The 12,738-nt window shown below is 66.6% G+C and carries 16 protein-coding genes; 9 read left to right on the forward strand and 7 right to left on the reverse strand.

All coding sequences use genetic code 11. The annotated features are described in order from the left end of the window. The first annotated feature begins 117 nt into the window (after positions 1-117). Positions 118-561 (forward strand): nitroreductase/quinone reductase family protein, encoded by a 444-nt coding sequence (locus tag A5724_RS24775; protein ID WP_067808577.1) that lies wholly within the window; start codon positions 118-120, stop codon positions 559-561. Next, entirely contained in the window at positions 558-1,469 is a 912-nt protein-coding gene (locus A5724_RS24780; RefSeq protein ID WP_067808578.1) for a 1,4-dihydroxy-2-naphthoyl-CoA synthase, read from the forward strand. Before A5724_RS24775 ends, A5724_RS24780 begins: the two co-directional genes overlap by 4 nt. Positions 1,470-1,487: 18 nt before the next feature. Here the strand turns inward: A5724_RS24780 and A5724_RS24785 are convergent, their stop codons facing one another. Next, positions 1,488-2,474: a TerC/Alx family metal homeostasis membrane protein gene (locus A5724_RS24785; protein ID WP_067808581.1), complete on the reverse strand. Its 987-nt coding sequence runs from the start codon at positions 2,472-2,474 to the stop codon at positions 1,488-1,490. 237 nt (positions 2,475-2,711) lie between these two features. Between A5724_RS24785 and A5724_RS24790 the strand changes: the two genes are divergently transcribed. Genes A5724_RS24790 through A5724_RS24805 form a run of 4 tightly spaced genes read left to right on the forward strand, consistent with a single transcriptional unit; the run spans position 2,712 to position 6,609 of the window. Continuing rightward, on the forward strand, positions 2,712-3,743 hold the full coding sequence (locus A5724_RS24790; protein ID WP_067808582.1) for a hypothetical protein: 1,032 nt from the start codon (positions 2,712-2,714) through the stop codon (positions 3,741-3,743). 43 nt (positions 3,744-3,786) lie between these two features. Continuing rightward, on the forward strand, positions 3,787-4,665 hold the full coding sequence (locus A5724_RS24795; protein WP_067808585.1) for an SDR family oxidoreductase: 879 nt from the start codon (positions 3,787-3,789) through the stop codon (positions 4,663-4,665). A 2-nt stretch (positions 4,666-4,667) separates the two neighbouring features. Then, positions 4,668-6,215 (forward strand): long-chain-fatty-acid--CoA ligase, encoded by a 1,548-nt coding sequence (locus tag A5724_RS24800; protein WP_067808587.1) that lies wholly within the window; start codon positions 4,668-4,670, stop codon positions 6,213-6,215. A gap of 22 nt (positions 6,216-6,237) precedes the next feature. Next, positions 6,238-6,609 carry a VOC family protein gene (locus A5724_RS24805; protein ID WP_067808589.1) on the forward strand — a complete coding sequence of 124 codons (372 nt, stop codon included), beginning with the start codon at positions 6,238-6,240 and terminating at the stop codon, positions 6,607-6,609. Between the two features lie 2 nt (positions 6,610-6,611). Here A5724_RS24805 and A5724_RS24810 read toward each other — a convergent pair whose 3' ends face one another. From A5724_RS24810 to A5724_RS24820, 3 genes are read right to left on the reverse strand one after another with little or no spacing between them, the layout of a single operon-like run. Further along, entirely contained in the window at positions 6,612-6,917 is a 306-nt protein-coding gene (locus tag A5724_RS24810; protein ID WP_067808800.1) for a DUF3349 domain-containing protein, read from the reverse strand. Positions 6,918-6,927: 10 nt separating this feature from the next. Continuing rightward, positions 6,928-7,209 carry a hypothetical protein gene (locus tag A5724_RS24815; protein ID WP_067808591.1) on the reverse strand — a complete coding sequence of 94 codons (282 nt, stop codon included), beginning with the start codon at positions 7,207-7,209 and terminating at the stop codon, positions 6,928-6,930. Between the two features lie 4 nt (positions 7,210-7,213). Next, on the reverse strand, positions 7,214-8,461 hold the full coding sequence (locus A5724_RS24820) for an inorganic phosphate transporter (protein ID WP_067808593.1): 1,248 nt from the start codon (positions 8,459-8,461) through the stop codon (positions 7,214-7,216). Positions 8,462-8,677: 216 nt separating this feature from the next. Between A5724_RS24820 and A5724_RS24825 the strand changes: the two genes are divergently transcribed. From A5724_RS24825 to A5724_RS24835, 3 genes are read left to right on the forward strand one after another with little or no spacing between them, the layout of a single operon-like run. Further along, on the forward strand, positions 8,678-8,980 hold the full coding sequence (locus tag A5724_RS24825; protein WP_067808802.1) for a DUF3349 domain-containing protein: 303 nt from the start codon (positions 8,678-8,680) through the stop codon (positions 8,978-8,980). Further along, positions 8,977-10,125, forward strand: coding sequence for an o-succinylbenzoate--CoA ligase (menE, locus tag A5724_RS24830; RefSeq protein ID WP_082965265.1), 1,149 nt, complete (start codon positions 8,977-8,979; stop codon positions 10,123-10,125). The genes A5724_RS24825 and menE overlap by 4 nt, the downstream gene beginning before the upstream one ends. Positions 10,126-10,132: 7 nt before the next feature. Further along, positions 10,133-10,747, forward strand: coding sequence for a pyridoxamine 5'-phosphate oxidase family protein (locus tag A5724_RS24835; RefSeq protein ID WP_067808595.1), 615 nt, complete (start codon positions 10,133-10,135; stop codon positions 10,745-10,747). Here A5724_RS24835 and A5724_RS24840 read toward each other — a convergent pair. From A5724_RS24840 to A5724_RS24850, 3 genes are all read right to left on the reverse strand, one after another. Beyond that, entirely contained in the window at positions 10,744-11,187 is a 444-nt protein-coding gene (locus A5724_RS24840; protein ID WP_232004970.1) for an SDR family NAD(P)-dependent oxidoreductase, read from the reverse strand. The two genes, A5724_RS24835 and A5724_RS24840, sit on opposite strands and share 4 nt — an antisense overlap. A 71-nt stretch (positions 11,188-11,258) precedes the next feature. After that, a complete protein-coding gene (locus A5724_RS24845; protein WP_067808597.1) occupies positions 11,259-11,846 on the reverse strand; it encodes a TetR/AcrR family transcriptional regulator in 588 nt (195 codons plus the stop codon). Positions 11,847-11,885: 39 nt separating this feature from the next. Next, a complete protein-coding gene (locus A5724_RS24850; RefSeq protein ID WP_067808599.1) occupies positions 11,886-12,722 on the reverse strand; it encodes a GNAT family N-acetyltransferase in 837 nt (278 codons plus the stop codon). Between the last annotated feature and the right edge of the window lie 16 nt (positions 12,723-12,738).

Below are 12,738 nucleotides of genomic sequence, written 5' to 3' on the forward strand. Positions count from 1 at the left end.
TCCGGGCCATGAGGCGCTTCGCGAACTCGATGTCGCCGGTGATATCACGGTCATATCAGGTGATGAGGCGTGCCTGCCCGTGGTTCGCATCGACCTCGCTTGAGTAGCGTTAGCGGCATGTCCAAGAGCGCATTGCCGTGGTGGCTGAAGTACGTAAACAAGGTGATGATCGGCATCCAGCGACTCGGTGTGAGCTTCGGGCCCGTCGTGTTGACGGTCCCTGGCCGTAAGACCGGTATACCGCGGTCGACGCCGGTCACTCCGATGATGGTCGACGGCAAGCGCTACGTGGTGGCTGGTCTGCCCGACTCGGATTGGGCCGCCAACGCGCGGGCCGCGGGCACGGCCACGCTGCACGCGGGCAGGCGGGCGGAAACCATCCAGATGGTTGAGATGTCAGCCGACGAGGCACGGCCGCTGCTGCGGGCGTTTCCGATCGAAGTGCCCTCCGGCGTCGGTTTCATCAAGAACGCCGGCCTGGTCACCGGTCCGAATCCCGACGAGTTCGAAGCTTTGGCCGGTCGACTGGCCGTGTTCCGGCTGGATCCCGTGTCCGCATGAGCGACAACCCATTTGACCCGTCCCTGTGGCGGGCCGTCGACGGCTTCGACCTGACCGACATCACCTATCACCGGCATGTGGTCGACGGCAAGCCGCAGCCGACGGTGCGGGTTGCCTTCGACCGGCCGGACGTGCGCAACGCGTTCCGCCCGCACACCGTCGACGAACTGTATCGAGTGCTCGACCACGCCAGGATGTCGTCGGACGTCGGCGTGATCCTGCTGACCGGCAACGGCCCGTCACCCAGGGACGGCGGCTGGGCGTTCTGCTCCGGCGGCGATCAGCGCATCCGGGGCCGCAGCGGCTATCAGTACGCCTCCGGCGAGACCGCGGAGACGGTCGACCCGGCCCGCGCGGGCCGACTGCACATCCTCGAGGTGCAGCGGCTGATCCGCTTCATGCCGAAGGTGGTCATCTGCCTGGTCAACGGATGGGCGGCCGGCGGCGGGCACAGCCTGCACGTGACGTGCGACCTGACGTTGGCCAGCCGCGAGCATGCCCGGTTCAAGCAGACCGACGCCGACGTCGGCAGCTTCGACGGCGGTTACGGCAGCGCGTATCTGGCCAAGCAGGTCGGTCAGAAGTTCGCCCGCGAGATCTTCTTCCTCGGCAGGCCCTACGACGCCGAGCAGATGCACGCGATGGGCGCGGTCAACGAGGTCGTCGACCACGCTGACCTGGAATCTATTGGCCTGCAATGGGCTTCGGCCATCAACGGCAAGTCGCCGCAGGCGATCCGGATGCTCAAGTATGCGTTCAACCTGACCGACGACGGGCTGGTCGGTCAGCAGCTGTTCGCCGGTGAGGCAACGCGATTGGCCTACATGACCGACGAGGCCGTCGAGGGCCGCGACGCGTTCCTGGAGAAGCGCGAGCCGGATTGGACGCCGTTCCCCCGCTACTTCTAGGGGCTATTCGTGGGCAAATCACTCGGCTTCGGCGGCGCGGCGGATCTCCCTGTTCGTCTTCAGCACACTGAGCACCGTCGTGACGGCCAGCGTCGCGACGATGAACAGCAGCGACGTCACCGTGCCGATCTCAGGCAGGTGGAACGAGCCGAACTCGTCGAGATGCGAACCGTGCAGCGCCTCGATCACGAGCTTCACGCCGATGAACCCGAGGATGACGGCCAGCCCCTTGCTCAGGTACACGACCTTCTCCAGCAGCCCCTCGATCAGGAAGTACAGCTGCCGCAACCCCATCAGGGCCAGCGCGTTGGCCGTGAAGATGATGTATGCGTCGCTGGTCAACCCGAAGATCGCCGGAATCGAGTCGAGCGCGAACACGACGTTGGCCATACCGATCGCCGCGATCACGATGACCAGCGGGGTGAACATGCGGCGTTTGCCCTCGCGTGTGAGTAACCGCCTGCCGTCGTAGTCCTCGCTGATCGGCAAGATCCGGTGCAGGAACTTCAGCGCGGCGTTGTTGTGGAAGTCCGGTTCCTCATCGGGATCCTCCAACGCCAACTGGATCGCGGTGTACAACAGGAAACCGCCGAGGATGTAGAACACCCAACTCGCTGCGGCGATCGCCGCCGCGCCGGCAAAGATGAACACCGCGCGGAACACCAGCGACAGCACGATCCCGATGTAGAGCACCTTGTCCTGCGCCAGCGCAGGCACGCCGAAGCGGGCCATGATGATCATGAAGACAAACAGGTTGTCGACGCTGAGGCTGTACTCGGTGATGTAGCCCGCGACGAACTGCTGGCCCGCGGGGCCCGGTAAGAAGATGAACAGCCCTGCGGCGAACACCGCGGCCAATCCGACGTAGACGAGCACCCAGCGGACGGCATCGGCGGTGGTGACCGTGCGCTGTCTGCGGGCGATCACGGTCAGATCGAGCACGATGATCGCGAGCAACGCCACCACGGTGACGATCCAAACCAGCGGCGAGACAACAGAAACCACAGTCGACCTCCGGACGGCATGAAGCAACAGTCCGGAGGTCTCTTCCGTCCGCGGCCTTGGCCGGGACCGACACCGCCGGGTCGGCCATGGGCCTTCCGTGATGACGACGGTGCCGCGCGAGGAATACTCCCCTCCACGAACGAGCAGAACTATAGTCCGCTACGCAGAATCTTGTCGAATTCGACGCAGGCATGGCCGGATGCTCACCGACAGCGACTCGACCTACACTCGGCGCCGATGTTCACTGCGCACCGCCACCGCCTGCTCGCCGGGGTCGTCGCGCTGCTCGCCGTCCTGCTGGCCGCCTGCGGCACTACCCCGCCCGACCGCCGCGCCGACGTCGCGTCGTTCACCGACCGGTTACGCGAGATGCCCGGCGTCGTCCATGCCAGCTTCGACTTCGCCGACAGCAGACCGCAGGGCCTGATCTACTTCACCGTTTACCTCGACGTCGCCGAGAATGTCACCGGCGAGCAACTCAAGATGATCACCGCCAGGTATCTTCGGCAGCTTCGCACCGGCAAGTACGCCGGCTACCGCGCGGAATTGGACGTGCGGCACGGTTGGAACCGTTTCGCCGTCGACAACGGGCGGCTGCCCATCGTCAACACCGACCAGATCGTGCAGCAGGCGAACGAATGGGTGGCGCTGCGGCGTGAATTCCCCGGTGCCACAGTGACTTTCCGGGCAACCATCGAGCATCCGGGCGGTCAGATGCCGATCCAGGAGTTCGGCCACTCCAACCACGCCACCATCACCCTCAACGGGGGTGCCGACTACACCGGCGTCGCCGCCACCGCGCGGGCCCTTGCCGAGCGGTTTGCGCCTCTGGCCGGAATCGACTGGACGCTCAACGCGGGTAAGGACCATCCCGCACAGATCGTGACGTCACGACGGCTGCCCACGCCCGCCGAACTCGACGTGTGGAACCGCCTCAACGCCGACCAGACCATCCCCCACTTCGTCCGGCTGCAGATCAACCGGCCCAACGCCCCGCCGGTCTGGATCTCCGAGGAGACGACACGCTCACGCGACGTCGCAGTGGCCCTGCAATTGGCGCAGCGCCATCTGCCCATCGCCGCGACGCTGCCTGCACCCGTCCTGTACACAGCCAGCGACGAGCCCTCCGGCCGCATCGGCGACCTCGGAATAGCCCGCGGACCGGTTTCGGTGACCATCGGCGGCTGCACCAGGCACGACCCGCTGGTGTACAAGCCGATCCCACCGGAACAGGCGCTGATCAACCGATACGAGACCTGCTCGCGCTGAGTGCGCGCGGGCCGACGAAATAGCCCACCTAAACTCGGGGTCCGTGAGCAAGAGTCCGCTGCGCCGGTTGTCCGAGAGTTTGCTGCTGAACAGCATGCGACCAGCGTTGACCGAGCAGGCACTGCGCCGTCGACGTAACCCGATCGACCTGACCGGTAAGCGCGTGCTGCTGACGGGCGCGTCGTCGGGCATCGGCGAGGCGGCGGCGGAGAAGTTCGCCCGGCGGGGCGCGCGGGTGGTCGTGGTGGCGCGCAGGCAGGACTTGCTCGACGCGCTCGTCGACCGCATCACCGAAGCGGGCGGCGAGGCGAAGGCGCATGCCGTGGACCTGTCCGACCTCGACGCCGTTGACGAACTGGTCGCCAAGGTCGAACAGGACCTCGGCGGGGTGGACATCTTGGTCAACAATGCCGGTCGGTCGATCCGCCGGCCGCTGGCCGAGTCGCTGGACCGCTGGCACGACGTCGAGCGGACGATGACGCTGAACTACTACTCGCCGCTGCGACTGATCCGCGGCATCGCGCCCGGCATGATCACCCGCGCCGACGGGCACATCATCAACGTGTCGACATGGGGTGTGCTCAGCGAGTCGTCGCCGCTGTTCTCGGTGTACAACGCCTCCAAGGCCGCGCTGTCGGCGGTCAGTCGCGTCATCGAAACCGAATGGGCCGACAAGGGGGTGCATTCCACGACGCTGTACTACCCGCTGGTGAAGACGGCGATGATCGCGCCGACCCGCGCGTACGACGGCCTGCCCGGACTGAGCTCCGCGGAGGCCGCGGACTGGATGATCACCGCCGCCCGCACCCGTCCGGTGCGCATCGCTCCTCGGATGGCCGTCACCGCACACGCCGTGAACAGCTTCGCCCCCAACGCTGTTGACGCGATCATGAAGCGGCAGCGAGTACAGCCGACCGACTGACGATGCCGCCACCGACAGTCACCACGATCGCCGACATCGTTCGTGTGCACGCGCGCATGCGGCCCGATGCGGTCGCGCTGGTGGTGGGTGATCACTGCCTCACCTTCGCCGAACTCGACGCCCGCAGTAATCGAGCAGCGCAAGCCTTTTCGGCTGCCGGTGTCGGCGTCGGGGACCGGGTGGCGTTCATCGAGAAGAACGGCGCCGAGTTCTTCGACGTGATGTTCGGGCTTGCCAAACTCGGCGCCATCGGTGTGCCGGTGAACTGGCGCTTGGCCCCACCCGAGATGCTGCACATCGTCGACGATGCGCAGGCGAAGGCCGTGGTCGTCGGCGCGGAGTTCTTCGGCCACGTCGAGGTTATCGAGGACCGTCTGGCGGCCAGCATCATCGCGATCGGTGAGCATCCGCGCTGGCCCGACTTCGAGCGGTGGATCGCCGATCGCCCCGCCGAAGACCCCGGCGTCACAACGGAATCCGGCGATGTGGCGTTTCTGATGTACACCTCGGGCACCACCGGCCCGGCCAAGGGCGTGATGCTGAGCAACGCCAACTACTTCAGCAAGGCCACCGGCATCGCAGAGCGGTGGCGGTTCGACGCCGACAGTGTCAGCCTCGCGGTGATGCCGATGTTCCACATGGCAGGTTCGGGATGGGTTCTGGTCGGCCTCGCCGAGGGCTGCCCGACGGTGGTGCTGCGCGACGTCGATCCGCCCGCGATCCTCGATGCCGTTGCGCGCCACCGCATCACCAACATGCTGTTGGTGCCCGCGGTGATCCAGATGCTTCTAGCCACCCACGACGACGCCGACTTCTCCAGCGTGCGGGCGATCGTCTACGGCGCATCGCCCATCACCGACGACGTGCTGGTGAAGGGGCTGCAACGGTTCGGCTGCGCGCTCCTGCAGGTCTACGGGTTGACCGAAACAACCGGCTCCATAACGCAACTCGACGATCACGACCCCGTGCACCGGCCGGACCTGTTGCGGTCGTGCGGCAAGCCCTATCCGTGGGTGGACGTCAGAATCGTCGACAAGACAGGCGTCGACGTGCCCTGCGGCACCGTCGGCGAGTTGTGGACCCGGTCGGCGCAGAACATGCTCGGCTACTGGAACAACCCCGATGCGACGGCCGCCGCGCTCACCTCCGACGGCTGGCTGAAGACCGGCGACGCCGGTTACGTCGACGACGACGGCTACCTCTTCCTGCGCGACCGGGTGAAGGACATGATCGTGTCCGGCGGTGAGAACGTCTCGCCCGCCGAAGTCGAGAACGTGCTGATGACCCATCCGGCCGTGGCCGACGTGGCGGTCATCGGTGTCCCCGACCCACGATGGGGCGAGGCGGTCAAGGCCGTGGTCGTGCCCGCCGCGGGCGTCGCGGTGAGCGCGGCCGACCTCATCGGCTACGCCCGCGCCCGACTCGCAGGATTCAAGCTGCCCAAATCGGTCGACTTCGTCGAGACGCTGCCGCGCACGGCGAGCGGCAAACTGCTCAAGCGCACGCTGCGGGAACCGTATTGGGCGGGTGTCGGGCGCCGGATCGGCTGAGTCGACGTGATAGACAGGCCCCATGGAGATCCTGGCCAGCCGGATGCTCATTCGGCCGGCCGACTACGAGATGTCGCTGCAGTTCTACCGCGACCGACTCGGTCTGGCGATCGCCCGCGACTACGGTGCGGGCACGGTGTTCTACGCCGGCCAGTCGCTGATCGAACTCGCGGGCCACGGCTCACCGAGTGCGGGCGGCACGATGTGGCTTCAGGTCCGCGACGTCTACGCCACCGAACAGGAACTCATCGGCCGCGGCGTCGAGATCGCCCGCGAGGCCCGACAGGAACCGTGGGGGCTGCACGAACTGCACGTGCTCGACCCCGACGGGGTGCGGCTGATCTTCGTGCAGGTGCCCGAGGATCACCCGCTGCGACGCGACACCCGACGCTGAACTCAGCCGGCGGGCGCGGCCAGCGGCCACCCGACCGACGCCAACCGCGCCGCGACCTGGTGGATCTCCTCCGGGTTGGGTTCCTTCTCGATCACCGCATGCACCGCGTCGCGGATCTCGCCCTCGGTGACGGTGTCGGAGTCGTTGGCCTTCAGGATGGCCTGTGCGGCCTTGACGACTTGTTCTTCGGTCAACGACCGCTTCAGCAGCGCCAGCAGCGGGAAGTAGTCCTTCTGCGGAACGCCTTCGGGGTAGCCGTCGTGAAGCCACCCGAGCACGTTGTCCATGACACTGCGGTTCTGGGTCATCAGCTCCAACTCACTTGCTCAGCATGGGAAACGGGTCGATACCGAAGTGGTGGATGATCGTCGTCCTCGTGATCCACAGGATCGCGATGACCACCACGGCACCGACGAGCGTGAACAACGCCAGCCCGAGATATTTCAACGCCCGGTTGGGCGCGCTGACGGTGCCGTCCGGATGTTCTCCGCCTGTGCCCGCCGAGAAGGCGACCATGCCCGCCGCGAACACCGCGGGCAATCCGGCGCCGAGGATGAGCCCCACGATGAGGACCTTGGTGATGGCTTCCAGATAGGACATCGACTCAGACCCCGGCCTTGCGCTTGATTTCCTTCGACGGCTCCCGCACTTCGGCGGGCACGACGGAATTCGTCGTGTCGTCCCAGTCGGCGTTGACGTTGCGGCTGTCGACCTTCTGCTGCTGGGCCCGCCACCACATGTAACCGGACAGCGCGACCAGGATGACGAAGATCAGCCCATCGCCTGCCAGGTCCGATCCGGTGACCGATTCGACTCCGCTGGACAGCCAATAGGCAAGTGCCCCAACCAAAGCCGCGGCGGGCAGGGTGATCAGCCACGCGACGACCATCCGACCCGCGACCGCCCAACGGACCTCGGCGCCGGGCTTGCCGACACCGGCGCCCAGGATCGAGCCCGTCGCGACGTGGGTGGTGGACAGCGCCATCCCGGCGGCGCTGGAACTCAGGATGATGGCCGCCGACGAGGCTTCCGCGGCCAGGCCCTGCGGTGACTCGATCTCAACGAGACCCTTTCCGAGCGTGCGGATCACCCGCCAGCCACCGATGTAGGTGCCGAGGCCGATGGCCAGAGCGCAGCTGAAGATGATCCAGAACGGCAGGCCGTCCTTTTTCACGTCGCCGGTCAAATGGCCGGTGGTGATCAGGGCGAGCGCGATGACGCCCATGGTCTTCTGGGCGTCGTTGGTGCCGTGCGACAGGGCAACCAGTGACGCGGTGGCGATCTGGCCCCAGCGGAAACCTTGTTCACGGCGCTTGGCCATGACGTTGCGAGTGATGCGATAGACCAGCCAGGTGCCTGCGGCGGCGACGACGCAGGCGATCACCGGCGCGGCGACCGCGGGAATGAGCACCTTGGATGTGATGCCGCCCCAGTTCACACCCGCGGTGCCGAGTGCTGCGAGGCCTGCGCCGATCAGACCACCGAACAGCGCGTGCGACGAACTCGACGGGATGCCGAACAACCAAGTCAGCAGGTTCCACAGGATGCCGCCGATGAGGCCGGCGAAGATGATCGTCAGACCCATCGACGGTGTGATCGTCGGAACCAGGTGGCCGGTCTTGCTGTCCTGGACCTTGAGCACCGAAGTGGTCACCGTCACAGCGACCTCGACCGAGAGGAAGGCGCCGACGAGGTTGAGGACGCCCGCCAGCAGCACGGCGGTCTTCGGCTTGAGAGCGCCCGTGGCAATCGACGTCGCCATGGCGTTGCCCGTGTCGTGGAACCCATTGGTGAAGTCGAACGCCAGTGCTGTTGCTATCAGCAGCAGCAAGATGATCGTCTCTGCGCTCATGGCGCTAATTCTGCGGTGCGAGGCTGGCATTTGCCTAACGACCCGCCGCCCAGCGCGCGCGGTTTGACCAGTGACTTTGCCACGCTCGCACAGGTGTTCACCAAGTGTTCACCAGCTAGCCCGGACCGTTGGCGTGTGGTGCTGCCAGGTCCGAGCACTACCATCGATCCGGCATGGGATTCCAGGCCGTCGCGGCCGTGGTGGGGAGGTGACGCTGTGACCAGGTTTCTCGCCAGGATTGTGGCGTGGATCACCGCCGGCTATCCCGAAGGGGTCCCTGGCCCGGACCGGGTCCCGCTGTTCGCGCTCCTCAAGCGGCGGTTGACCGACGAGGAGGTGAAGACGGTCGCTGCAGAACTGACGACTCGCGGCGAATTCGATCCCGTCGACATCGGCGTGCTGATCGCCCAGATCACCGACGGGCTACCTGCACCCGAGGATGTCGAGCGGGTGCGAAATCGGTTGGCCGCCAAGGGCTGGCCGCTGGACGAACCGCGCGACGACGAGGAGTCCGGATAGCCGAGCTACGCCCCGTCGCCGTCCCGTCAGGCCAGTCAGCGCTGTCACTGCTGCCTGTGGTGGCCGACGCGCTCGCCTGTCGGGTCTGTGTGCTGCCGGTGCCGGCCGACGACGAACGTCAAACATCGTTGCTGACATCGTCTTTGCGGGCTGGTGAGCCGATCGACGACGACGTCGCGGTGGTGGTGTCGACGTCCGGCACAACGGGGAGGCCCAAGGGGGCGATGCTCACCGCGGCCGCGTTGACAGCCAGTGCCGATGCGACCCATCGGCGGTTGGGCGGGCCGGGGACGTGGTTACTGGCGCTGCCCGCCTACCACATCGCGGGCCTGCAGGTCTTGATACGCAGTGTGGTAGCGGGTACGACGCCGGTCGCGGTGCGCGCGGGGTTCGACGTCGCCCAATTGGTTTCTGCGGTGGCCGCATTGGGCGCTGGCCGCCGCTATGCGTCGTTGGTGGCGGCGCAGTTGGACAAGGCGCTGCGGGATCCCGACGCTGCCGCGGCGCTCGCGTCGCTGGACGCGGTTCTGATCGGCGGTGGACCGATGCCTGCTGGAGTGGCCGAAAGAGCCTCGGCGGCAGGCATTTCGGTGGTGCGGACGTACGGGATGAGTGAAACCGCGGGCGGATGCGTGTACGACGGCGTGGCCCTCGACGGGGTGCGGGTGCGCATCGACGACGGGCGGGTGGTGCTCGGCGGGGCGACGCTTGCCAAGGGCTATCGCAACCCGGTGCAGCCGGATCCGTTCGCAGAGCCAGGCTGGTTTCGCACCGATGACATTGGCGTCGTTGACGATTCGGGCGTGTTGCGGGTTCTTGGCCGGGTGGATGACGCGATCAGCACCGGTGGGTTGACGGTGCTGCCGCAGTTGGTGGAGGCCGCACTGGCGACGCATCCCGCTGTCGCGGAGGCGGCGGTGTTCGGGGTGCCCGACGACCGGTTGGGCCAACGGGTGGCGGCCGCGATCGTCGTTGTACCCGATGCCGACGCACCGACACTGGCGGACCTGCGCGTACACGTCGCGTCCACGCTGTCCGCCACGGCGGCGCCGCGAGACGTGCACGTCGTCGACGAGTTGCCCCGCCGCGGTATCGGGAAGGTGGACCGACGGGGGCTCGCCGGGCGATTCACCCCAGGGGGATGATGGGCTGATGCGCCGAGAAGTGACCACCGCCGACCAGTTGCGCGCGATCGTCGGTGAGCCCGACAAATACGTCGCCAACAAGGTGAAGGACCGGCTCTCGCCGGTACACCGCCAGTGGCTGGCGCACTCCCCGCTCGGCTTCGTCGCGACCACCGATGCGCAGGGCCGCGTCGACGTTTCGCCGAAGGGCGATCCACTGGGTTTCGTGCACGTCATCGATGACAACACGATCGCGATACCCGAGCGGCCGGGGAACAAGCGCGTCGACGGCTACCTCAACGTGCTGCAGCAGCCACACGTCGGCACCTTGTTCGTGATCCCCGGTCGCGGGGACACGTTGCGTATCAACGGCTCCGCGCGCATCCTCTCCGATGCCGACTACTTCGATGTGATGGCCGTCAAGGGGAAACGACCGATCCTTGCCCTCGAGATCGGTGTCGAGGAGGTGTTCTTCCACTGCGCCAAGGCTTTTCTGCGCTCTGACGTGTGGGACCCGTCGACGTGGAATCCGACCGCGGTGCCCAGCGTCGCGCAACTGGCCAAGGCCATCCGCTACGACTGGAGCCTGGAAGAACTCGAGGCGCGCTACAGCGAGGACGCCGTCCGCAAGGTGCTGTACTAGATCTGGTTGATGCCGCCGTCGACGGGGATGTCGGCGCCGGTGGTGAAACTGCTCAGATCTGAGGCGAGGAACACCACCGCGTTCGCGACTTCCTCCGGGGCGCCGAACCGGGCCATCGGGACGCCGCTGATCTGGTAGTCCTCGAACTGCTTGACCGCGTCGGGGCCGGGAAACAGTATCTCCGCGAGCGTGTTGATGCCGGGTGTCTCGGTGGCGCCCGGGCTGACGACGTTCACACGAATCTTGCGGTCCCGCAACTCACTTGCCCAAGTCCGCGCCAACGATCGCAATGCCGCCTTGATCGCTGCGTATACCCCGATACCGTCACTACCCTTGGCGTGGGTGTTCGACGAGTTCAAGATGATCGAACCGCCCTCGTTGAGCAGTGGCAACGCCTTCTGCACCGTGAAGACCACGCCCTTGCCTTTGAGAAGTGCCATTGTCCTGCCCTTTCCTAATTCTGGACTATACAGTCAAGAACTAGGACACGACGGGGGCGGGATCTGTTCCGCTACGCCGACAGCAGCGAGATCATCTGCTCGGCGGCGGCCTTGAGCGCCGCGGGCTTGGCCCCGCCCTTGTGCAGCGCCTCCTGGCCGCGCATGAACGCCAGCACGGTGGTGGCCAGCGCCTGGGGGTCCTGCTTCTTGTCGATGGCGCCGTCGCGCTGGGCCTCTTCAATGCATCGGGCAAGCTCGGCCGCCCATGTCGCATAAGCACTTTCGATCGCATGTTCCACGACGCCGTCGGTGGCGCTCAGTTCGGCGGCGCTCTTGGCCATCATGCAGCCGCGCCGCATTTTGTCAGCGTTGATGTCCTTGACCTGCCCGCGAATGTGCCGCACCAGTCGGTCGTAGGCGCTGTACCTGGGATCTCGCAGTGCGTCGCGAACGCGGTCCATCGCGGTGCCGATGTAGTCGTCGAGAGTCCTCATGAACAGCGCGTGCTTGTCGCCGAACGCCCCGTACAGCGACCCCTTGCCGAGACCGGTGGCCGAGGTCAGGTCGTCGACCGACGTCGCGGCGTACCCCCGCGACCAGAACTCGTCGCGTGCGGCGGCGATCACTTCACCTTCGTCGAACTTGCGAGGTCGAGGCATTCCCTCAGTGTACGCGCGTTATGGACCGGTTAGTACGAATCAGCCCTTGACCAGCACCGCGCGCGTGTAGAGCAGATGAAAACCCCTGCGCGCAACGTTCTGTTGCGACTTCGACCCTGGTGCGGTGGTGACGACGGCGATGTCGCAGCCGGCGCGCGCGGCGTCGGCCAGTCGCGCGGCCAGCAGCGCGGTCTGCACGCCGCGTCGGCGGTGCGCGGGTGACGTCGCGGCACCGGTCAACTGCGCGATGCCCTCGGATATCCGCATGCTTGCACCGCCGGCCACCACGCCGTCGCGCCGCGCGAGATACGGTTTGGCGCCTGCTTGTTCGGTGTCGCCGATCACATTCTCGATGGTCTCGCGGGGGAAGTCCTCGTGCGCGGGCACGCCCTCTTCATCGGGGTGGGCGAAGCCGTCGATCACGACCTCGAGCCACGCCGCACGGTCGTCGCTCGGCCGGACCTCGACACCAGGCGGCGTGACGGTCTCCATGTCGCCGTCCAGCGACCGGCCCAACACGTTCTCGAACGACACCAGTTGATAGCCGCGGGCGGTCAGGGCCGCGCCGATCGCGGGGTCGGCGAGGTTGGTCAGTTCGACCCGGGTCGCGGCGCCACGCGCGGCGAACTCGTGCTCGATCGCCTCGAGCGCATCGCCGTCCGGCGCTCCGCCGAAACCGAGGCCGACGACCTTGTTCAGCGGCGAGCCCTCCCCGGCGTAGCACGCCGCACCGCCCGCGATCGGAACCACGAACACCGCCGCACCCACCCGTTGCCCGGCGAACTCGGTCGCGGTGGTGATCATCTGCGTCTCAACACGTTCAATACGTTCGGCCAGGGCTGTGCTGCCGAAGAGCGGCGTCGCGTCAGTAGTCATCGAATGGTCAGATTAG

Origin of the sequence: Mycobacterium sp. ACS1612 (assembly GCF_001667505.1) — a bacterium.
Lineage (GTDB): Bacteria > Actinomycetota > Actinomycetes > Mycobacteriales > Mycobacteriaceae > Mycobacterium.

Coding starts and splice junctions, on each gene's coding strand:
- A5724_RS24775 (WP_067808577.1), top strand. CDS start 118: ATGTCCAAGAGCGCATTGCCGTGGTGGCTGAAGTACGTAAACAAGGTG.
- A5724_RS24780 (WP_067808578.1), top strand. CDS start 558: ATGAGCGACAACCCATTTGACCCGTCCCTGTGGCGGGCCGTCGACGGC.
- A5724_RS24790 (WP_067808582.1), top strand. CDS start 2,712: ATGTTCACTGCGCACCGCCACCGCCTGCTCGCCGGGGTCGTCGCGCTG.
- A5724_RS24800 (WP_067808587.1), top strand. CDS start 4,668: ATGCCGCCACCGACAGTCACCACGATCGCCGACATCGTTCGTGTGCAC.
- A5724_RS24805 (WP_067808589.1), top strand. CDS start 6,238: ATGGAGATCCTGGCCAGCCGGATGCTCATTCGGCCGGCCGACTACGAG.
- A5724_RS24810 (WP_067808800.1), bottom strand. CDS start 6,917: ATGACCCAGAACCGCAGTGTCATGGACAACGTGCTCGGGTGGCTTCAC.
- A5724_RS24815 (WP_067808591.1), bottom strand. CDS start 7,209: ATGTCCTATCTGGAAGCCATCACCAAGGTCCTCATCGTGGGGCTCATC.
- A5724_RS24820 (WP_067808593.1), bottom strand. CDS start 8,461: ATGAGCGCAGAGACGATCATCTTGCTGCTGCTGATAGCAACAGCACTG.
- A5724_RS24835 (WP_067808595.1), top strand. CDS start 10,133: ATGCGCCGAGAAGTGACCACCGCCGACCAGTTGCGCGCGATCGTCGGT.
- A5724_RS24840 (WP_232004970.1), bottom strand. CDS start 11,187: ATGGCACTTCTCAAAGGCAAGGGCGTGGTCTTCACGGTGCAGAAGGCG.
- A5724_RS24845 (WP_067808597.1), bottom strand. CDS start 11,846: ATGCCTCGACCTCGCAAGTTCGACGAAGGTGAAGTGATCGCCGCCGCA.
- A5724_RS24850 (WP_067808599.1), bottom strand. CDS start 12,722: ATGACTACTGACGCGACGCCGCTCTTCGGCAGCACAGCCCTGGCCGAA.